This window comes from Enterococcus sp. C57 (genome assembly GCF_040887305.1).
In the GTDB taxonomy this organism is placed as follows: domain Bacteria; phylum Bacillota; class Bacilli; order Lactobacillales; family Enterococcaceae; genus Enterococcus_B; species Enterococcus_B hirae.
Genome location: NZ_JBFOFP010000001.1, coordinates 417,170 through 437,770, shown reverse-complemented (window position 1 = coordinate 437,770; position 20,601 = coordinate 417,170). Strand labels below are relative to the sequence as shown.

Sequence of the window (20,601 nt, the reverse complement as noted above, 5' to 3'; positions counted from 1 at the left end):
AAAGCGTTCGACTTGCATGTATTAGGCACGCCGCCAGCGTTCGTCCTGAGCCAGGATCAAACTCTCATAAAAAGTTCGTACAATCTTACGATTGTTAAGCTCAATTGTTTGCTAGCATATTGCTTGCTTGTTAAAAATGTTTGTTGTCTTGAATCAATCAAGACGCCCTACACATTTGGTTTGTCTTTGCTTTGTTCAGTTTTCAAAGGTCTACATTTTTCTTTCAACAACTCTTATATCTTAACATTTTCTTAAGGTTTTGTCAATAACTTTTTTCAAGTTTTTTTGACTGAGTTGTTTGCCGCGTTCTTAACGACTTGATTATCATATCATTTAAATTGTTATTTGTCAACAACTTTTTTCATTGATATTTCAATCTTTTCGTCACTTCTTAATCAAGCGACTTCGTTATTATAACATGGTGATTTTTCATCGTCAATATGTTTTTTCAACAAATTTTAAAGTGAAATTCATCACGCTTTATCAGAACAAATAATAATATATCAAGGACTGTCGAAAAATGCAATAGAAAAAAACATATTTTTCACTATAATTTTTAAAAGCGAATATTCCTCTCGATAATTAGTATTTTGACGTTTTTTTATAGTTTTTTCAGCGCGTTTAACACCAATTTAGATACAAAAGTTCGGTTCCGCGTATTTACGTTTTTTATAAATTCGAGCACTTCCCTATATTGTTTGTTTTTTGAATAAAAAAAACAAGTAAAGTTAACCCCCTTTACTTGTTTTCTTCTTTTACAATCGGAATAAAGATCCTAAAAATGGTACCCTGCCCAACGACACTTTCTGCATTGATTCTTCCTTTATAATTTTCAACCAATTGCTTAGCGATGGATAAGCCTAACCCATTACCACCTTTTGTTCGTGCTCTGGCTTTGTCGACACGATAAAAGCGATTGAAAATCTTATTAAGGTCTTCTTGTGGTATGCCTTCTCCAAAGTCTTGAATCGCAATTTCAAATTCGCTCAATGTAGAAGAAATCGAAATATGCACTTCTTTTCGATTGGTTGAATACTTCACTGCATTATCCAAAATAATAATGATTAGCTGTTCAAAGTGGTTACGATAAATTTGCAGAGTCACTTCTTTTGCTAAATCGTCATCTAAAGTAATGACATAATCTGGATATAGTATTTTGAAGTTATTGTAAACCTGGTAAGTGACTTCTTTCGCTAATGTCGTTTCATTCGCATAATGCATATCCACTTGTTCTGCTCTGGAAAGATCAAGCATTTCCTGAACCAAACTCTTCATTCGGCTAATTTCCTGCATGCTTGCAGCTAGTGATTCTTCTAAGATTTCAGGATCATCTTTCCCCCAACGATTCAATAAACTCAAGTGTCCCTCAATGATTGCTACTGGAGTTCTTAATTCATGAGAAACGTCTTCCACAAATTGTTCTTGCTGTTCAATATAAAGACGCATGCGATCAAGCATCTCATTGAAGATTTCAGCAAGATCAGCTAGTTCATCATTCGTATCGATTTCCGGCATATGAATATCTGATTGTGGGTCTTTACGAATCGTATCCATCGTGTCTCGTAAGACCTTTAATGGTTTTAAGAAATAAGAGGATAAGAAAAACCCGAGTATACTACTTAAAATCAAGGAAACAACTTCTAATACGATGAGTGTCAATAATAACTTGTTCCGAATATCATAAAAAGATGAAAGTTCATAAAAACTTTGAGCATAACCAATCTTTTCTCTCGTTTCTTTAGAATAGATCGGCTGGACAGAAAGAAAACCAGTTTTGCCATCTAACGTAACGATCGTTGGCACTTTTCTAGTTGTTTGGATCAATGAACGATCTTTTTCATGCGTTTTAAAAATTAATTTTTCATCTAAGTTATAGACATATAGATCCATTGAAGATTGTCCTAATTCAGAAATGAACGAATCGATTTTCATCAAATTACCTTCAATGATTGATGTGTCACTGATGCTCGTATTATTTTCTGCATTTGTTAAGTTGCGGTAAGTGTTGACTAATGTCAGCTCTTCATTTGCATTGGCTAATCGTGAAGCGACTTCTGAGATCGTTCGTTCGTCATTGTTTCGCTCTTTTGCCACGATTAGATTGATTGAAGACTTATACGTAATGACCGCAAAAATGGTAAAAACAACGAATATAAAGAAAGAACTTGCAAAGGCCCACTTGATTGTCAAGGAGGGACCTTTAAGTTCTCTTTTTTCAGAATTTTTCGGTTTTATCACGAGCGCATCACATAGCCTGTTCCACGGACAGTTTGGATATAACTTTCTTCTCCAGGAACATCAATTTTATTACGAAGATAACGAATATAGACATCCACAACATTCGTTTCGACTTCTGTTTCGTATCCCCATACTTTGTTTAGTAAAACATCACGGGCTAATACAACATTTACATTTTCCATCAAAGTAAGTAACAATTCATATTCACGTTTTGTTAACTCAATGACTTCACTGCCACGTCGTACGACACGATTTTCTTTTTCGATCGTTAGGTCACGATAGGTGATCGTTGTTTGTTTCGCTACATTCTTGTCTCCTTCAATGTCGATACGACGTAATAAGGCACGTAAACGAGCTAATAATTCTTCAATCGCAAAAGGTTTAACGATATAGTCATCTGCACCATGATCTAATCCTGAGACACGATCAATTACTGAGTCTCTAGCAGTCATCATAATGATTGGTGTATTTTTTACTTGACGGACACGACGGCATACTTCTAGTCCATTTAATTCTGGTAACATCAAGTCTAATAAAATAGCATCCCATTCATTGTTTAACGCTGCATCTAATCCTGTACGGCCATTGTAATGTACTTCTGCATTGTAGCCTTCATGCTTTAATTCTAACTCGACAAACCGAGCTAAGTTTTTCTCATCTTCAATGATTAGAATATTACTCATCAATTTTTTTCCTTTCTATTCTACGGGCTTTTCAAAACTCTATTATTATACCGATAATCTACTTAAAAATCTATAACCATTTTATCATGGATAACAATTTTTAAAAAGAGCTGAAGTCTTCTCTTTTCAGTTGACTCCAGCTCTCATGTCATCTTTTATTTTTCTTCATCTTCATGAAGCGAAAAGATTACTCTTCATGATACCATGAATAATGGAAGATTCCTTCTTTATCTACCCGTTCATAGGTGTGCGCACCAAAATAATCACGTTGCGCTTGGATAATATTTGCCGGTAAGCGTTCTGCTCTATAAGAATCGAAATAAGCAATCGCAGAAGAAAAAGTTGGTACTGGAACGCCTGCTTGGACAGCTAGTGCGACTACATCTCTTACTGCTTGTTGGTATTTATTGGTGATGTCGACAAAATAATCATCTAATAAAAGATTTTCGATATCAGAATCCTTGTCATACGCATCAGTGATTTTTTGTAAGAAACGAGCACGAATGATACACCCAGCGCGCCAGATCTTAGCAATTTCACCAAATGGCAGATCCCAACCATATTCTTTAGAAGCAACACGTAATTGAGCAAAACCTTGTGCATAACTCATAATTTTGCTGAAGTACAATGCTTCACGGATTTTTTCGATTAACTCTTTTTTATCTCCAGTAAATGAAAACTCATTCGTGCGGGTTAGCACTTTGCTTGCTTGGACACGTTCGTCTTTGTACGCTGAAATGTAACGAGCAAAAACAGATTCTGTGATCAATGGTAAAGGAACACCTAGGTCTAACGCACTTTGGCTCGTCCATTTTCCTGTTCCTTTGTTACCAGCAGCGTCCATGATGACATCAACGATTGGTTTCCCAGTTCCTTCATCATCTTTTCTTGTTAGGATATCTGCAGTGATCTCAATCAAGTAACTGTCTAACTCACCTTGATTCCATTCTTTAAAGATGTCAGCCATTTCTTCAACTGATAAGCCTAAGATGTTTTTCATCAAGTCATAAGACTCTGCAATCAATTGCATATCGCCATATTCGATGCCGTTATGAACCATTTTGACATAATGACCAGCACCATTAGGACCGATGTAAGTCACACAAGGGGCCCCGTCTTCTGCTTTAGCAGAGATTTGCTCTAAGATTGGCGCAACCAATTCATAGGCTTCTTTTTGCCCACCAGGCATGATTGAAGGTCCTTTTAAGGCTCCTTCTTCCCCACCTGATACACCTGTGCCGATAAAGTTGATACCAGAGTTAGCTAGTTCTTCATTCCGACGAATCGTGTCTTTGAAGAAAGTATTTCCTCCATCGATTAAAATATCTCCTTTATCTAAATGCGGAAGTAATTCTTGGATGGTTGCATCCGTTGCCGGACCAGCCTTTACCATTAGAAGGATTCGACGTGGTTTTTCGATCGAATCGACAAATTCTTCGATTGAATAAGTTGCTTTAAATTTTTTGTCTGGGTGTTCTTCCACCACAGCAGTTGTCTTTGATCCAGTACGGTTAAAGAGGGCAACTGAATACCCACGACTTTCAATATTAAGGGCTAAGTTTTTACCCATTACGGCCATACCGACAACGCCGATTTGTTGTTTTGACATATGAACTCCTCCTACATATGGGATGTTCTCCCTAATCTCTATCATTATAGCTTAACATGGCGCTATTGCAAACCAAAGAAGCATATATTTTTATGACGTTGTTTCAATATTAATGGACGAGCTAGGAAAGTTTTAAAGTATCACAAAAAAATAAACCTCAAGGCTCCATGGTTAGCCTTGAGGTTTTTACATTTTCTAATTAAAATGTATTAAGCTTCTTTAGACATTACGTCCTTACCATCGTAGTAACCACAATTTGCACATACGTGATGGCTTTTTTTCATTTCACCACAGTTTGCACATTCGTTTAAACCTTTGATTGTCAATTTGTAGTGTGTACGACGTTTTGCTTTTTTAGCTTTTGATGTTCTTCTAGCTGGTACTGCCATTTTGCTACACCTCCTTGTAAAGTCTTGCACCTTAATTGATGCAATATATTCCAATCTTACGCTTTATCATCTTCATTTGATGGTTCATCAAAAAGTTCCGATAATTTTGCAAGACGAGGATCTACTTTTGTCTTGGCATCTTCTGATTTTCTACGCTCATATTCTTCTTCGGAAACGACTTCCCAATCTGTTCCTTTCGGTAGGTCAGTTGCGAGTTCTTCTTCCTCTGTTAATACGCGCATCGGAATTGCCAATAAAATGTTGTCTTCAATTGATTCTGTCAGGTCAAGTTTTGCATCTTCGATTAACAAAATCTCTTCTGCAGACAATTGGTCATCTCTGAGTTGATATTGTTCTTTTGTCATAAACAATTCGTCAACAGCAAAGTCCATCGGTAATTCAACCGGTTCTAAAGAACGCGTAGATGGAACAGTCAGAGTCGTCTGCACAGTGTAATGAACCAGATAGCCTTTTTTATCAACTGAGACTAACCCTTGGACTGCAACAGGCGCAACATCTAGTATTAAATTGTCTCGCTCCATGAGTTCCGCTTTAAGATCAAGGGTCTCATGAAATGTTAACGGTGTCTCTTGGTATTTTCTCAATTCGAGTAAGGACCATTTCATTTTTCATCACTCCTAAGCAACAAAAGCAATTATACAGGGCAAAAAGGTCCTTGTCAATGAAATTTTCTTGACACCTTACACTTCATTAAAAAACATTTTTTTATTTATTCGTTATGTTGTCTTATTTTTATTTACGAACAAATTTCCATGGCAACTCGCAACAAATAGAGAATCCATTTTTTTAACTAAACTTTTTCTCTATTACGTGAAAGACTCTCTGTAAATTTTGACTTTTTCTCCTTATTGTTTCGTAAACTATATGTTTACCCCAAAATTAACTGATGATTTTTAGAATAACATTCGATCATTCTTACAGAAGAACGATTTTTACTAACCAAGAATGATAACTAACGGTATAAAAACAGCAGTTTTGATCGTTTATCCGGCTAAATTCTTCTACAAGTTGTTCTGTGGCGTACATACTTGATGGTTTTTATTTGCTCAAGTATTCAAGATGAACTAGAATAAACAATATTTATAAGAAAAAGGAGCAGACGCTTGTTATGAACACACGAGATATCGAATATTATGTTCAAATCGTCAAGCAAAAGAATTTTACCAAGGTAGCCAAGTACTTTCAAGTTAGTCAACCGACGATCACTTACGCACTTAAGCGCCTGGAAAAAGAACTTGACGCAGTTCTTATCACGAGAGATCGTTCACACCACGAATTAGTGATTACCCCTGCTGGCAAACAGTTATTTATCCATGCACAATCTATCTTGCAAGAGATCAAGATGGCAAAAGCAGAGATTACGCAATTACAGAAAAAGAAATTACGATTTGGAATGCCACCAATCATTGGCAATGAATATTTCCCGAAATTATCCAGTTATTTTATCAAATCTCAGCTAATGGACCAAATTGAGATTACAGATGGTGGCTCGAGAGATTTGTATGGCATGATCCACCAAGGAAGAATCGATTTAGCGATCCTAGGCTCCACCCAACCAATTATCGATCAAAAATTAGAGATCGAATTACTTTTAGACAAGCGATTCATGATTGTTGTTGCTCCTACTCATCCTTTCGCTGACCGACAAACGATTTCTTTTAGCGACCTAACAGCTGAACAATTCGTTTTATTGAACGAGCATTACGTTCATCCTGCAGCTTTTAAAAAGTTAGCTAAACAGGCACATATTGAACCTAAAGTTGTTTACCAAAGCAATGACTTAGCCATATTGAAAAGCATGATTCGAGAAAATATCGGGATTGGTTTTTTAACTGAAATTGCTATTCACCCTGAAGATCATCTCGTATCGATCCCACTTTCCGATCAGCTTCAGCCGCACTTTCTGATTTCACTCGCTAAGCGTACTCAGCAAATCCCGACTCCTTTACAAGAAAATGTGGTTGAGGTCATCCAACAATTTATGAAAACTCAAAAGAAGAACAAATCTTAATTGAATGGCTATTAATAGAAATGAATAATAATTAACACTTTTGAATAAACAATAAATAATGATTGTACGGTAGTCTGCTTGTTCCTCTCTAATTGACACTTTAAGTAACATTAGAAAAAGGTCGTTTTAAAAACGTAGCTTAAACACCACAACGATCATTCTGTTAAAATGAAGGCTGACGCATGATTCATCTAAAAAACAACGAAAAAAAAGGATAAGACTAGGTCTTATCCTTTTTTGATGATCAGCGAAGTCAATTAGATTGCTGTTGTTTCGCCACGGTATACAATACCACGACGTGAGTCTACAGTTACTAACTCGCCATCAGTGATTGTTGAAGTTGCATCTTGTGCACCAACGATTACAGGAATGTCTTGTGCAATTCCTACAACTGCTGCGTGTGAAGTCAATCCGCCTTCTTCAACGATAACTGCTGCTGCTTTTTCAATTGCAGGCATATATTCTTTATCAGTTGTTGGAACAACTAAAACCATGCCGTCTTTTGCTTTTTTGATTGCTTCTTCAGCTGATGAAGCAACAACTGCATTTGCAACGACTGATTTTTGACCAACGCCTTGAGCTTCTAATAATTTTGAACCAATCATTTGAATTTTCATTACGTTAGTTGTTCCACGTTCACCAACTGGTACACCAGCAGTGATCAAGATCAAATCGCCTTCTGAAGCAAAGCCTAAGTCAACTGCTTTTTGAGCAGCTAATTCAAACATTTCGTCAGTTGTTGTTGGTTTTTCAGCAACTGTTGGGTAAACACCCCAGTTAAGCATCAAACCACGTTTTGTACGTTCGTCAAAAGTAACAGCCAAGATGTCAGCATCTGGACGGTATTTTGAGATCATTTTAGCTGTATAACCAGATTCAGTTGCAGCTACGATTGTTTTAACGCCTAAGTTTTTAGCAGCGCGTGCTACAGATAGACCGATTGTTTCAGTCACATCAGTTTTATCAAATTCGTTTAATTGGAAAGTACCTAATTCTGATAATGCATTTTCAGCTTGTTGGTCAATACGAGCCATTGTTGCAACAGCTTCTACAGGGTAGTCACCGTTTGCTGATTCTCCTGATAACATTGTTGCATCAGTTCCGTCAAATACGGCATTGGCAACGTCAGAAGCTTCTGCACGTGTTGGACGTGGGTTTTCTTGCATTGATTCCAACATTTGTGTTGCTGTGATTACTGGGATACCAGCTGCATTACATTTTTTGATGATACGTTTTTGAACCATTGGAACTAATTCGGCAGGAATTTCAACACCCATGTCACCACGAGCGATCATTACACCATCAGAAACTTTGATGATTTCGTCGATGTTGTCGATTCCTTCTTGTGATTCGATTTTAGGGAAGATTTGAACGTGTGTCATATCTTTTTCTTCTAAAATTTCACGAATATCTAAAACGTCTTGCGCTTTACGTACAAAACTTGCAGCGATAAAGTCGATATCGTTATCTAGACCAAAACGAATATCATCTGCATCTTTAGGAGTAATCCCTGGTAAGCTGATTGAAACGCCTGGTGCATTAACCCCTTTACGAGATCCTAGCATTCCAGCATTTTTCACTTCTACAACTAATTCACGAGTTGCTTCGTCTTTTTCAATGATTTCCATATCGATCAAGCCATCATCGAATAAAATGTGTCCACCTACATGAACGTCTTCAAATAGTCCAGGGTAAGTAACAGCGATTTTTTCTTTTGAACCTACATGTTCAGGATCCATTGAGATACGAGTTTTATCTCCTACTTCAAATTTGATGTATCCTGCACGACCAAAATCAGCTTCAGTTGTGCCTTGAACAGTTGTACGAATTTCAGCACCTTTTGTATCTAAAAGGATACCTACATCTTTACCTGTTTTTTTAACTGCTTCACGGACCATTGTCATACGTGATAATTGTTCTTCATGATCACCATGTGAAAAGTTAAAGCGGAAGACATTTGCCCCAGATTCAATCAATTTAGAAATAGTTTCTACTGAATTACTTGCTGGTCCTAATGTACTAACGATTTTGGTTTTTTTCATTTTACAAAACTCTCCCATTCAATTTTGTTTATTTAAAGCTGGTTAAAGCCTAAATACAAAGATAACAAGCTATACCTATTTTTAACTATAGCTTAAATTTCAAATAACAGGCTTTCAATCTTAGAATGAAAGTGAGTTATTTAAGTCATAAAGTGATAAGTCTGGTTTGTGTTTGTTGCTTTCTAGTGTTTCGATGATATCTGCAGCGACCATTTCATTGTCGCGGATACCCACACATAGACCACCTTTACCTGCACGAAGCAAGTCAACAGCATAAGCACCAAATTTGCTTGCTAACACACGGTCACGTGCGCTAGGTGAGCCGCCACGTACTACGTGTCCTAAAATGGATACACGTGTATGGTAATCACCATATTCAGAAAGTTTTTCGGCAAATTCATTTCCGCCCATTACGCCTTCTGCTAAGATGATCAAGCAATGTTTTTTACCACGATCGCGACCTTCTTGGATTTTTTTAGCCACAGATGCCATATCAAAATCATGTTCAGGAATGATAATTTCATCTGCGCCACCGGCAACACCTGACCATAATGCGATATCGCCAGCGTTACGTCCCATTACTTCAATAACAAACGTACGAACGTGTGAAGTTGCTGTATCACGAATACGGTCGATTGATTCTAAAACTGTGTTGATTGCTGTATCAAAACCGATTGTGAAATCAGTTCCTGGAATATCGTTGTCAATCGTTCCTGGAACACCAACAGCTGGAAATCCACGTCTTGTCAATGCCATTGCTCCATGGTAAGAGCCATCTCCACCGATAACAACTAAACCTTCGATACCGAATTTTTTCAATTGTTCGATCCCTTTTAATTGACCTTCTTCAGTCGCAAATTCAGGGTAACGTGCAGAGTACAAGAATGTCCCACCACGTTGGATTTTATCACCCACATCTGCAACATCTAGACGACGAATATCTCCTGCAACTAATCCAGCAAATCCATAGTTGATTCCATATACTTCGAGCCCTTCATAAATCCCTTTACGAACAACGGCACGAATAGCAGCATTCATTCCAGGTGCGTCTCCGCCACTGGTCAAAATTCCAATGCGTTTCATAATAATCATTCACCTCATTAAAATACTTTATCCTAAGCAATGCTTAGGTTAATAACCTTCTTTGCGTTAACCACGACTAACATTCTAACATTATTTTTAGCAATTGTCTTGATTTACTGATAAAAAAATGAAAAAAAATGAAAGCAAATAGTATATTTTACCGTAAGTTATTTGAAAACAACATTTTCTGGTTGGAGCAAGTAAGCTAATTGACTCTTCAAGCTCTTACTTCCATCGACCCAATAAGCTTCTGCCAGCACTACTTTCCGCTGATTCTTTTCATGGTACATCACGACTGGAATGTACCCAGAATGTTTCTGAAAAATAGTTTGCAATTGTTTCATCGTTTGCGGATCATCAAATTCTTCTTTGATTCGTAAGTAGCAAGTCTGATCTTGATATTGTTCTTCTAATTCTACAGGATCAGCAAAATTTTCGCCAATCAATTGCAACTCTTGGTTGTATTTACTCGTTTCTGTTCGTCCTTGAACAAAGATCACTTTATTCAACTCAAACAATGAACGAAATTGTCGATAGGATTTGGGGAATACAGTGATCGTGATTTCTCCACTGATATCTGTTCCTTCAACAAAAGCCATCAACTCCCCTTTTTTAGTTCTGATTTCACGGATATTTTTAATCATCACTAATACACTGACTGTTTGTTTCGGAATAACTTCAGTAATTAACCGGATTTTTTTAGCTAATTTCAAGCGTTCATAGCCTTCTGTTGGGTGCCCTGAAAGATAAATGCCTAAATATTCCTCTTCTAATTGCAGCTTTTCTTCTAAAGAATAGTCAGCCACTTCTTCTTCTTTTAAAGCCATGATCCCTAGGAGATCTAAGCTTCCACCACTATAAATAATGTTTTGTATTTTTCCTTCTAAATCGAGCATCAATTGTTTTCGATTCGGTGCCAATTCATCAAATACGCCCACTGCTACTAATGACTGGATCAACTCTAATTTTAGCCAGCGTTTATCTAAGCGAATCAAGAATTGATCTACTGATTGATAAGCGCCATTTTCTTTTCGATCTTTTAAGATATCCTCAATGAAGTCTTTTCGGACACCTTTGATCGCAGTTAGACCAAAACGAATCTCTTCTGGATTAATCAGCTCAAAGCCATAATAGCTCTGATTAATGGAAGGTGCTGCTAGTTTTAATTTTTTCTTTCTTGCCTCAGCGATGTATTCTTTTAATTTGGTCGTATTGTGTCGAACCGAATTTAGTAAACTAACAAAAAATGCGCCTGGATGGTGGGCTTTGAGGTACGCCATTTGAAACCCAACAAATGAATAAGCAAACGCATGCGAGCGATTGAAACCATAATTGGCAAAACGTTCGATATAGTCATAGACTTCGACCGCTTTTTCTTTCGAATAGCCCTGACTTACTGCCCCACTGACAAAGTGTTCCCGCTCTTTGTCAATGACTTCTTTTTTCTTTTTACTGATTGCTCGACGCAAAATATCCGATTGGCCCAAAGAAAAACCAGCCATCTTTGCAGCGATTTGCATAATCTGTTCCTGATACACGATGACACCATATGTGTTTTTTAAAATAGGCATTAAGGAATCATCAGGATAATGGATCGTTTCTTTTCCTTTTTTGCGGGAAATAAACGTATCGATATTTTGCATTGGTCCTGGACGATATAACGCATTGACCGCCGCAATATCTTCAATTGTTTCTGGTCCTAATCGGCGTAAAACATTGCGAATACCTGCCGATTCAAATTGGAAAACCCCTGTAGTGTCTCCTTGTTGAAAGAGAAAAAGTGTCTTAGGATCATTTAAAGGAATTTGTTTCAATTGAATTTCTTTCTTTTCTACTTTTTTAATAGCTTTCAATGCGTAATCAATGATCGAAAGATTTCGCAATCCTAAAAAATCCATTTTGAGTAGTCCGATTGCTTCCACGTCATTCATCGTATATTGAGTTAAAAATGCTTCATCTGATCCTTTTTGTAATGGAACCAGATCTAATAGATTCTTATCACTGATCACAACACCCGCTGCGTGAGTCGAGACATGTCGAGGCAATCCTTCTAAAATCGAAGCTGTTTTAAATAGTAATTGATTTTTTTCACTTAACTGAACTAACTCCACTAAGGGTTTCGATGTCCGATATGCTTCGGGTAAGGTAATTTTCAACTGATTAGGGATCGCCTTGGACCATCGATTGGCTTCGCTTTGTGATAAACCAAAGACACGAGCCACGTCCCTTAACACCATCTTAGCCGCCATCGTCCCAAACGTTGCAATTTGCGCCATATGGTATTGTCCATATTTTTCTCTGACATAATTCAAGACTTCTTCTCTACGATTATCAGGGATATCCAAATCGATATCTGGCATCGTATAACGTTCTGGGTTTAAGAAACGCTCAAAAAGCAAATCATATTGCAACGGATCGACATCGGTGATCTCCAAGATATATGCAACTAATGAACCAGCCGCTGATCCTCGTCCAGCGCCAGTCACGATTTTTTCTCGATGAGCAAACGCCATGACGTCCCACACGATCAAGAAATAATCATCAAAGCCCATTTGATGGATAATCGACAACTCATATGCTAGACGCTCTTGATATTCAGGAGTGATTTCTTCGACTCGCTCTGCTAATTTTGCGTGGCACAATTCATCAAGGTACTGACCAGCATTTTTCGGTTCTGGTACTGGGTAATGAGGCAGCAGCTTTTGATGAAATTGAAATTCAAAGGAAACCGATTGAACTAAACGTTGCGCACCCTCTAGCGCATCAACCAACTGTGCTTCATTAAACCGTTGGATCATTTCATTTTCAGCAAGTAAAAAACCTGTTTTCGTTTCTATTTTTTGTTGGTTGATTGCTTCCACAGAAAGTTGGCTCCCAGCTCGAAGATGTTTCATCGTCTCAAGCGCAAACAGTTCTTCTTGTCTTAAGCTGGCAATAGGTTGTAATGCACATAAGGAATAATTGTTTTCTGCTAGGAACGTTACCCAACCACTTGGTAGTTCTGAGAAACTTTCAGTGATTCCAACATAAAAATCTTGTCGACCTACTTTTTCTTTGAGTGCTTGCCAATGGGCAGTAAAGGTCTCCGTTTGATTAAATTCAGCTACCACAGAATGTTGGGGAGGAACGACGAAAATCAAATGATCTGATTCCGTAAATTCTGATAATGCGAGACTTTCTTGAATCATTTTTTTACTCGACAGCTTCATCAATTGCTGGTAGCCAACGCCATCTTTCGCATATACCAATAAATCAAAAGCTTGGGACTCATAAGTATAAGTAAGGAGCATGCCGACAATTGGCTTTATTCCTTCTTTGATACATGTTTGATAAAACTCAGGTATCCCATACAGTACATCTTGATCAGTTATTCCTAGGACTGTATAACCTAGTGCTTTTGCCTTTTGGACATAATCTTGGATCCTGATCGTGCTTTGCAACAGCGAATAGGAGGTTTTTGTATATAATTGTGGGAAAAACATGGTCATTCCACCTTTTGTATAGTTAGACAATTAATCAATGCGTTCATTTATCTACTATGAATATAGGATAAACGACAACGCATTTGTAATCATTCTCTTTGATTTGCATTTTTATTATTTTATCACATGGACTGGTTAAATCATAAAACTTGTTTTTTTACAACTAGCTTTCTTTACATTCAGCAAAATTCTGGTAAACTAAGCTTAGAAAAGAGGTGTTCTTTATGCGATATATCGTCACATTATTTTGGTCATTTGTCTTAGGTCAAGTCGTAGGTTACATTGGTGGGGCTCTTACAAGCGGTGGCTATGATTTTACTTTAACAACGATTATTTCATTGGTTGCAGGCGTTGTTGTCATTTTACTTGGTGCATTGGCAACTCCTAGAAAAGAAGCCTCATCACATTCATAAAAGCCAAATGAGGGTGGGACGCAGTCTCATCCTTTTTATGTATTTTGATAAAATCATTTCGCTTTCCATTAACTTTTTGGAGTGGAAAAGTTAAGCCTGGGACAAAAGGTCGTCCCGGGCTCTTTATCATGCGCAAAAATGAATAATTGTTGTTCCTTGAAATAAGCCTGAATTTCTCAAAACATGAGCGGTTATTTCAACAAATTCTTCCCTAGTGTCATCGGAGTTGCGAGGTTTTAACGAAAGCGACACACGATCTTTTCATCATCTGATCAGAAGCGTTGTCGAAGAACTTTTCTGAAGTTAAATAAAGATAATAAGATATTAGATAAAACAAAGAGGCTTGTAGCAATGAACACTGCGCGATAGTTAAAGGCATGCGCAACCGTCGAGCCCACCATCGGTCCAAAGACTTGTCCAAAATTACTACACATTTGATTGTAACTATAGATTCGACTCACTCCTTCTGGCGGCGTGATCTTACTGATGAGTGTATTGATGGATGGCATTAACGCTCCCGTTGAAAAACCAAGAATAAACCGTAAGATCCCCAACTGTAAAGGGGTCGCTACAATAGCCATGGGAAAGTAGCAACAAAAAGATAAGGTTAGCCCTGCAAGCAGTACTTTTTGGTTCCCTATTTTATCCCCTAATTTCCCTAGTTTAGGAGATGAAAAAACTGCAGACACACCTGAAACCGAAACGATTAACCCACTAACAAATAAAATATTTCCTGAATTCCCGCTTAGCTCACGAATATATAAGGTCAAAATAGGACTGATAGTTGTGATACCAATTTGAAGAATCAAAGTGGTCACAAATAATCCGATCAGAATGGATAAATGATCCATTTTGGCAAAGATTTCTTTTGTACTGATCATATCATTTTTTTCTACTGGTTGAAAATCTTCTTTTACCAAGAAAATGGTTAAAAGTGTTGTTACAAGTAATAATACCCCAGTAATCAAGAAAACATTCTCCATACCAAACCACTGTGCCAGCGCACCTCCCATAGATGGCCCGATCAAACTGCCGGCAATCGCTCCAGTCGATAAAGTTCCTAATGCCCAACCACTTTTTTCTTTTGGCGCTTGTGAAGCAATCATCGCAGTCGCGTTAGGAATATAACCTGATAAAATGCCATTTAAAAAACGCATGACCAGTAACCAATACGCATTGGGAACAAAGGCCAACGATCCCATCGTTACCGTCATCCCTGCGGCAGCTCGGATCATCATGAGCTTTCGTCCTTTACGATCTGCCAAATTCCCCCATATTGGCGCTACGATAGCTGAAGCAAAGGCAGTAACAGATATCGCTAGACCGGAAAACAACTCAACTTGATCACTTGGTGTACCCAATTGTTCTACATATACAGGAATAAATGGCATAACTAAACTAAAACTAGCCCCTGTAAAAAAGCAGCCGATCCAAGCCACGAATAAATTTTTCTTCCATTGTATCTTCATTGATCATCCTCATTTCTTTATGTTTCTTTGCAAAAAATTTCTTTTTGAAACAGCATAAATTATGTATTGTTACTATATAGAGGAAAGGTTTTGTTCCGAGCAGTACTATCTTCTACTTATTTACTATCTTAACAGTGAAAATCTTATGTTACAAAAAAACACTCTTAACAACTATATAAAATCGTTAAGAGTGCAAATACTACTTTTTTCGAATCATTCAAATGGTGATGGCAAAAAGCGTTTTTTCTTATTAAATTTGTGCTACTTTTTATTGTAAACTTACTCATGTTGCTGTTTCCTGACTTTTTAGCTGGTTCTTTAAGAAAATAGTTCAGCTACCAGTTGGGCTGGTTTACATCGTTGCTAAAATAATAAAGTTAAGGATAAACAAGACCACAACGATCCATAATGGGATTGAAATTTCTTTGAATTTCCCTTTGATTACTTTGACGATCGTGTAAAAAATGAAGCCGACAGCAATCCCATAAGAGATGCTATAACATAATCCCATAAAGATTGAAGCAAAGAATGCTGGTAGTGCTTCTTCCAGGTCAAGCCAATTGATATCTGTGAATGAAGCCATCATCATCACACCAACTAAAATCAATGCAGGTGCAGTTGCTTGAGTTGGAACGATAGAAATCAATGGTGAAAAGAAACTACTTAATGCAAATAAGACTGCAACCACTACTGAGGTCAAACCTGTTCGTCCACCAGCACCGATACCTGCAGCAGATTCTACATAAGTCGTCGTATTTGATGTCCCAAAGATTGCTCCTACAGATGTCGCAATGGCATCGGCAAAGAGCGCTTTATCCATTTTTGTCTTGAAACCTTTGCCATCTTCTAATGCTTCTTCATCTTCTTTTGAGAAGATCCCCGTACGGCGACCTGTTCCGATGAACGTCCCAATCGTATCAAATGTATCCGATAAACTAAACGCAATGATCGTCATGATTACTTGTGGAATCTTTGAAGAATCACTAAATAATGATTGCATCCCCTCTGGTCCAAAAGCAGCACCAAAAGTCGTGCCTAATTCTTTGAATGAACTTCCTAATGAATTGGCTTGCCAATCAATCGTACTTAAATCAACAACCCCCATCATAATCCCTAAGACAGTGGTTGCCACGATCCCGATCAACATCGCACCACGAACATTTTTTACCACCAGGATCGCTGTTAAAATCAAACCGATTACAGCTAATAAAATCGGTGCATTATTGAAGTTGGCTAAAGCTGGAACGATCCCACCATTGATTGTGACATTCGTTGCCTTGCCTCCGTCAACCACCGAACTAGTGATTGCTGCCTGATCAGCTGAAAAAGAGAGAAATCCTGCATTTTTGATCCCAACATAAGCGACAAAGATCCCGATCCCGCCTCCAATCGCATGTTGTAGACTTTCAGGAATGGAATGAATGATCAATTTTCGTATTTTGGTCACAGTAATAAAAATGTTGACCATCCCACAAATAAAGACCATCGCTAAAGCTTGTTGCCAAGAATAACCTAATCCAAAAACTACTGTAAAAGTAAAAAAGGCATTTAATCCCATTCCAGGTGCTTGCGCATACGGTACATTTGCAAACAACCCCATTACCAAAGTACCAATGATCGAAGCGATGATTGTTGCTAAGAACACTGCCTGAAAAGGCATCCCTGATGCTGACAAAATGGTTGGATTTACAAATAAGATATAACTCATTGCAAAGAATGTCGTAACCCCAGCCATGATTTCTGTTGGTACATTTGTCTTATTTTTCTTTAATTGGAAAAACTTTTCCATAAAAAATTTCCACTCCCTGAATTTTTTTGACGTAAAATCAAATAATAAAATAAAATAAGTCAATTATTCCGTTTACGTCGAACAATTATTGATTATAATTATAGTTCGTTCGCTTTTCAATAAAATCATTAAAAAAAGCAATAAAAAAATGCTTAATGTTCGTGTTTTACCTTATAAATGGTTATTGAACAAAATGTATCCGTTCTCTTTAATTTAAAAAAGACTTCTTTTTCCCTTACATTTGCACCTTGTTAAAAAAAATATATGTGCTAGACTGAAACACATACTAGCATTGAAAGGAATGACATTTTTGAATAGAAAGCTCATTGCCATTGATTTAGACGGAACAACTTTAAATCCGGATTCAATCATTACTTCAAAAACTGAAGAAACATTAAAAAAAGCGATTAACGCTGGTCACCATGTCAGTATTGCTACTGGGCGCCCCTTCCGAATGAGTTATCATTATTATCAGCAATTAGGATTGTCTACACCGATGGTCAACTTTAACGGTGCTTTAGTACATATCCCTAATCAATATTGGGCTCATGAAAAAGAAACCTCGATCGATAAACGCATCGTATTCGAGATTTTAGCTCAAAAACGCCAATTGAATTTAGATTTCATTGCTGCAGAAAATCGTGAAACTTATTTTATTGACAGCTTTGATTTTTTTGATGAAAAAATTTTTGCTGCATCAAATCCTAGCCCTCAAAATTTATTATCGCCTAAAAATCTGACAACTGATCCAACCTCTTTACTGGTTCGAACAGAAAAATGCTATGCTGAACAAGTTTCAGCTGAATTAACCCGTCAATTCGGTAATTTTGTTGATGTTCGTACTTGGGGAGGACCAATGGCCATTTTAGAAATCGTTTCTAAAGGAATTGAAAAAGCCAAAGGCGTTCATCGCATTGCCAATTACCTTGATATCGATCAAAAAGATGTCATTGCTTTTGGTGACGAACATAACGATTTGGAACTATTAGAATATGCTGGCTGGGGAGTTGCAATGAAAAATGGTACCGATCAATTAAAAGGCGTTGCTAACGATGTCACTGAACACACCAACCAAGAAGATGGCTTAGCTACGTATTTAGAAGACTTATTAGCCCTTTAAAATCAAAAAAGACCGTTCCAGAGAAAACAAATTGTATTTCTCTGGAACGGTCTTTTTAGTTGTTGGTCTTTTTATTTTGCCATGAACATATCGTAGTAAGTGTCCATGATTTCTTTTGCAATGACTAGATTCATATGATCTTTTTCATCTAATAAGTTCGGTAGAACGACACTAATTGCAATTTGTGGGTTATCACTCGGACCATAGGCCACGATATTACTATTTACTGTGGTAATATCTGGATGACCTTCAGCTACAGTTTCGGCTGTACCAGTCTTAGCAGACAAATCCATTTTTGCACTAGCTAAAGGTTTAGCTGTCGTATACGCATCTGTTCCATGAACAACTTGATGGAATCCTTCACGAAGGATCGACATATCAGCTGGAGAAATATCAACGGTATCTTCGACTTTTGTTTCCAGCTCTTTTTTCACCGGACCAAGGTTCCCATTTTCATCATTTCCATAGATTCCCTTGACTAAACGAGGTTGGATTCTCTTACCACCATTGGCTACAGTTGAAGCGTATTGCGCTAATTGGATCGGTGTATAGGTATCAAACTGACCAAAAGCTAAGTCAGTAAAGTTACCTGGTGTGTACCATTGAGCACCATTATCTGCATTAAATTTCTTCATAAAATCAACAGAACGAGAAATCCCTGGTGATTCATTTGGTAGATCAATCCCAGTTTTTGTTCCTAAACCAAACTGTTTGAACGCTTTACGTAATTCTTCATAGGCTTTTGACTCTTCATTTAGTGAAGGAAGTCCCATATTTGGTGTATATTCCAATCCCAGCATTTTCAACGCAACTTTGATCATATACGTATTCGATGATAGTTCAAGTGCTTTGACTGCATTGATTGCAATACGCCCGCTTCGATTAAAGACCGAACTCTTTTCAGAAGAGCCTTGTAATTTGATTGGCTCATCGACTAACACTTGGTTACCTGAGATCACATTCGTTTGCCAACCAGCAGTTAACGTACCTGCTTTGACTACTGACCCTGGAGTAAAGGCGCTAGTAATATTCCCCAAAGCATTTTCTGTCAACTCTTTGGACCCTTCTTGGTGGCTAAATCCTGTCATAGCCAATATCTCACCGGTTTGTGGATTCATCGCTACTGCATACGCCCCTGGCGAATAAGTTGCTTTTCCACTATCCACTAATTTTTGGTAGTTTGTCTTTAAGATATTTTCGACTTTGGCTTGGAAATCAGCGTTAAGAGACAACATGAGGTTGGACCCTTTTTCACCAGCAAAGATTTCTTTTTGATTCGTTACATTCCCATTACTATCGAGGGTTACTTCATATTGGGTTTTTGTTCCTTGTAAAACATCTTCATATTGCTTTTCAAGGTAACTTTGTCCCACACGATCATTACGAGAATAGCCTTTAGCTAAGTATTCATCTACTTCATCAGCTGGTAAACCTTGTTTTTCTGTTGTCACACTACCTAAAATACTTTTGATTGAGTCAGCAGCCGTGTATTGACGTGTCCAGTCGGTTCCTGTGGATACTCCAGGTAGTTCTGAAGCATGTTCGGAAACAACCGCTAATTCTTGATCAGTCACACCTGAATTTTTGATAAATACCGTGTTCAACTCATACGCACTATTCATGCGTTTAAAAATCGTCGCGATTTTTAATTGTTCTTCATTGAAGTTGATTTCACTATCGGTTACTTTATCAACTAACGCTTTGTATTGATCGCTGGAATCAAGTTGTTTTTCCTTTGCTGTTAAGCGTTCCGTTGCTTCTTTCAAATGCTTAGGATCAGCTAACCAAAAGTCTTTTTTATCTCGTTCAGTTAAATTTTCATCAACTGGCACATTGATTAATTGATTTAGTCTTGTCGCTACTTTAAGCAGATCCTCTGCCGTCATTTTTGTTCCTCTGGTGAAAGTAATTGCTTGATTCGCTTGGTTCGTCACCAATGGTTTACCTGTCGAATCGTAAATCATCCCCCTCGGAGAACTGGTTTGGATCGTTAGTGTCGATGATGATTTCACTTTGGCTTCCATTGCTTCGCCATTAACGATTTGTAGATAACCTAATCGTGCAATCAATGCGACGAATAATGTAAATATGATGAAAAAAAGAAAATTCAACCGAAAAGGGACATGTGAACGTCGAAATGTTTTGTTTTTCGGCTCTTGTGCACCTTTTTTCAATTTATCCATCCATGAATTGTTTAATAGTTTTTTCATAAACTCTCTCATCATTCCTATCTTTTTCCTACTTACTGTTAT

General features: G+C 37.5%; 14 protein-coding genes and 1 rRNA gene. 3 read left to right on the top strand and 12 right to left on the bottom strand.

Going from position 1 to position 20,601, the window contains the following annotated elements; genetic code table 11:
* From AB5M32_RS01945 to AB5M32_RS01920, 6 genes are all read right to left on the bottom strand, one after another.
* Positions 1-72: ribosomal RNA gene (locus AB5M32_RS01945) — 16S ribosomal RNA — on the bottom strand; the annotation flags it as partial.
* 666 nt (positions 73-738) lie between these two features.
* Positions 739-2,238, bottom strand: coding sequence for a HAMP domain-containing histidine kinase (locus AB5M32_RS01940; RefSeq protein WP_010719635.1), 1,500 nt, complete (start codon positions 2,236-2,238; stop codon positions 739-741).
* Positions 2,235-2,921, bottom strand: a complete 687-nt coding sequence (locus tag AB5M32_RS01935; protein WP_005875038.1) for a response regulator transcription factor — start codon at positions 2,919-2,921, stop codon at positions 2,235-2,237. Before AB5M32_RS01935 ends, AB5M32_RS01940 begins: the two co-directional genes overlap by 4 nt.
* A gap of 187 nt (positions 2,922-3,108) precedes the next feature.
* On the bottom strand, positions 3,109-4,530 hold the full coding sequence (gene gndA / locus AB5M32_RS01930; protein WP_063626846.1) for an NADP-dependent phosphogluconate dehydrogenase: 1,422 nt from the start codon (positions 4,528-4,530) through the stop codon (positions 3,109-3,111).
* Between the two features lie 209 nt (positions 4,531-4,739).
* Positions 4,740-4,919, bottom strand: coding sequence for a 50S ribosomal protein L32 (gene rpmF / locus AB5M32_RS01925; protein WP_010719637.1), 180 nt, complete (start codon positions 4,917-4,919; stop codon positions 4,740-4,742).
* A 56-nt stretch (positions 4,920-4,975) separates the two neighbouring features.
* Entirely contained in the window at positions 4,976-5,545 is a 570-nt protein-coding gene (locus AB5M32_RS01920) for a DUF177 domain-containing protein (protein WP_010719638.1), read from the bottom strand.
* 503 nt (positions 5,546-6,048) lie between these two features.
* On the opposite strand from AB5M32_RS01920, the gene AB5M32_RS01915 reads away from it, so the two are divergent.
* Entirely contained in the window at positions 6,049-6,951 is a 903-nt protein-coding gene (locus AB5M32_RS01915; RefSeq protein WP_053765615.1) for a LysR family transcriptional regulator, read from the top strand.
* Between the two features lie 257 nt (positions 6,952-7,208).
* On the opposite strand, the gene pyk is transcribed toward AB5M32_RS01915, so the two are convergent.
* The 3 genes from pyk to dnaE all read right to left on the bottom strand — a co-directional run bounded on the left by pyk (position 7,209) and on the right by dnaE (position 13,558).
* The gene (gene pyk, locus AB5M32_RS01910; protein ID WP_010719640.1) at positions 7,209-8,993 is read right to left on the bottom strand and encodes a pyruvate kinase; all 1,785 of its coding nucleotides are present in this window, start codon (positions 8,991-8,993) and stop codon (positions 7,209-7,211) included.
* 120 nt (positions 8,994-9,113) lie between these two features.
* Positions 9,114-10,076 (bottom strand): 6-phosphofructokinase, encoded by a 963-nt coding sequence (gene pfkA, locus AB5M32_RS01905; RefSeq protein ID WP_010719641.1) that lies wholly within the window; start codon positions 10,074-10,076, stop codon positions 9,114-9,116.
* 167 nt (positions 10,077-10,243) lie between these two features.
* Complete coding sequence (dnaE, locus tag AB5M32_RS01900) at positions 10,244-13,558, bottom strand: DNA polymerase III subunit alpha (RefSeq protein ID WP_178286485.1); 3,315 nt, start codon at positions 13,556-13,558, stop codon at positions 10,244-10,246.
* A 224-nt stretch (positions 13,559-13,782) separates the two neighbouring features.
* Between dnaE and AB5M32_RS01895 the strand changes: the two genes are divergently transcribed.
* Positions 13,783-13,971: a YjzD family protein gene (locus AB5M32_RS01895; protein WP_010719643.1), complete on the top strand. Its 189-nt coding sequence runs from the start codon at positions 13,783-13,785 to the stop codon at positions 13,969-13,971.
* Between the two features lie 272 nt (positions 13,972-14,243).
* Here AB5M32_RS01895 and AB5M32_RS01890 read toward each other — a convergent pair whose 3' ends face one another.
* Together AB5M32_RS01890 and AB5M32_RS01885 are read right to left on the bottom strand one after the other, a co-directional pair.
* Positions 14,244-15,440, bottom strand: coding sequence for a multidrug efflux MFS transporter (locus tag AB5M32_RS01890; RefSeq protein WP_178286487.1), 1,197 nt, complete (start codon positions 15,438-15,440; stop codon positions 14,244-14,246).
* Between the two features lie 352 nt (positions 15,441-15,792).
* Positions 15,793-17,229: an NCS2 family permease gene (locus AB5M32_RS01885; RefSeq protein WP_178286489.1), complete on the bottom strand. Its 1,437-nt coding sequence runs from the start codon at positions 17,227-17,229 to the stop codon at positions 15,793-15,795.
* A gap of 310 nt (positions 17,230-17,539) precedes the next feature.
* On the opposite strand from AB5M32_RS01885, the gene AB5M32_RS01880 reads away from it, so the two are divergent.
* Positions 17,540-18,349 (top strand): Cof-type HAD-IIB family hydrolase, encoded by an 810-nt coding sequence (locus tag AB5M32_RS01880; protein WP_010738121.1) that lies wholly within the window; start codon positions 17,540-17,542, stop codon positions 18,347-18,349.
* 71 nt (positions 18,350-18,420) lie between these two features.
* Here AB5M32_RS01880 and AB5M32_RS01875 read toward each other — a convergent pair whose 3' ends face one another.
* Positions 18,421-20,574, bottom strand: coding sequence for a penicillin-binding protein 2 (locus AB5M32_RS01875; protein WP_010738122.1), 2,154 nt, complete (start codon positions 20,572-20,574; stop codon positions 18,421-18,423).
* Between the last annotated feature and the right edge of the window lie 27 nt (positions 20,575-20,601).

What these genes read in the sequence shown, in the direction of transcription:
- AB5M32_RS01920 (WP_010719638.1), bottom strand. Translation starts at nt 5,545, where the DNA reads ATGAAATGGTCCTTACTCGAATTGAGAAAATACCAAGAGACACCGTTA.
- AB5M32_RS01915 (WP_053765615.1), top strand. Translation starts at nt 6,049, where the DNA reads ATGAACACACGAGATATCGAATATTATGTTCAAATCGTCAAGCAAAAG.
- pfkA (WP_010719641.1), bottom strand. Translation starts at nt 10,076, where the DNA reads ATGAAACGCATTGGAATTTTGACCAGTGGCGGAGACGCACCTGGAATG.
- AB5M32_RS01935 (WP_005875038.1), bottom strand. Translation starts at nt 2,921, where the DNA reads ATGAGTAATATTCTAATCATTGAAGATGAGAAAAACTTAGCTCGGTTT.
- AB5M32_RS01875 (WP_010738122.1), bottom strand. Translation starts at nt 20,574, where the DNA reads ATGATGAGAGAGTTTATGAAAAAACTATTAAACAATTCATGGATGGAT.
- AB5M32_RS01890 (WP_178286487.1), bottom strand. Translation starts at nt 15,440, where the DNA reads ATGAAGATACAATGGAAGAAAAATTTATTCGTGGCTTGGATCGGCTGC.
- rpmF (WP_010719637.1), bottom strand. Translation starts at nt 4,919, where the DNA reads ATGGCAGTACCAGCTAGAAGAACATCAAAAGCTAAAAAAGCAAAACGT.
- pyk (WP_010719640.1), bottom strand. Translation starts at nt 8,993, where the DNA reads ATGAAAAAAACCAAAATCGTTAGTACATTAGGACCAGCAAGTAATTCA.
- dnaE (WP_178286485.1), bottom strand. Translation starts at nt 13,558, where the DNA reads ATGTTTTTCCCACAATTATATACAAAAACCTCCTATTCGCTGTTGCAA.
- AB5M32_RS01885 (WP_178286489.1), bottom strand. Translation starts at nt 17,229, where the DNA reads ATGGAAAAGTTTTTCCAATTAAAGAAAAATAAGACAAATGTACCAACA.
- AB5M32_RS01895 (WP_010719643.1), top strand. Translation starts at nt 13,783, where the DNA reads ATGCGATATATCGTCACATTATTTTGGTCATTTGTCTTAGGTCAAGTC.
- gndA (WP_063626846.1), bottom strand. Translation starts at nt 4,530, where the DNA reads ATGTCAAAACAACAAATCGGCGTTGTCGGTATGGCCGTAATGGGTAAA.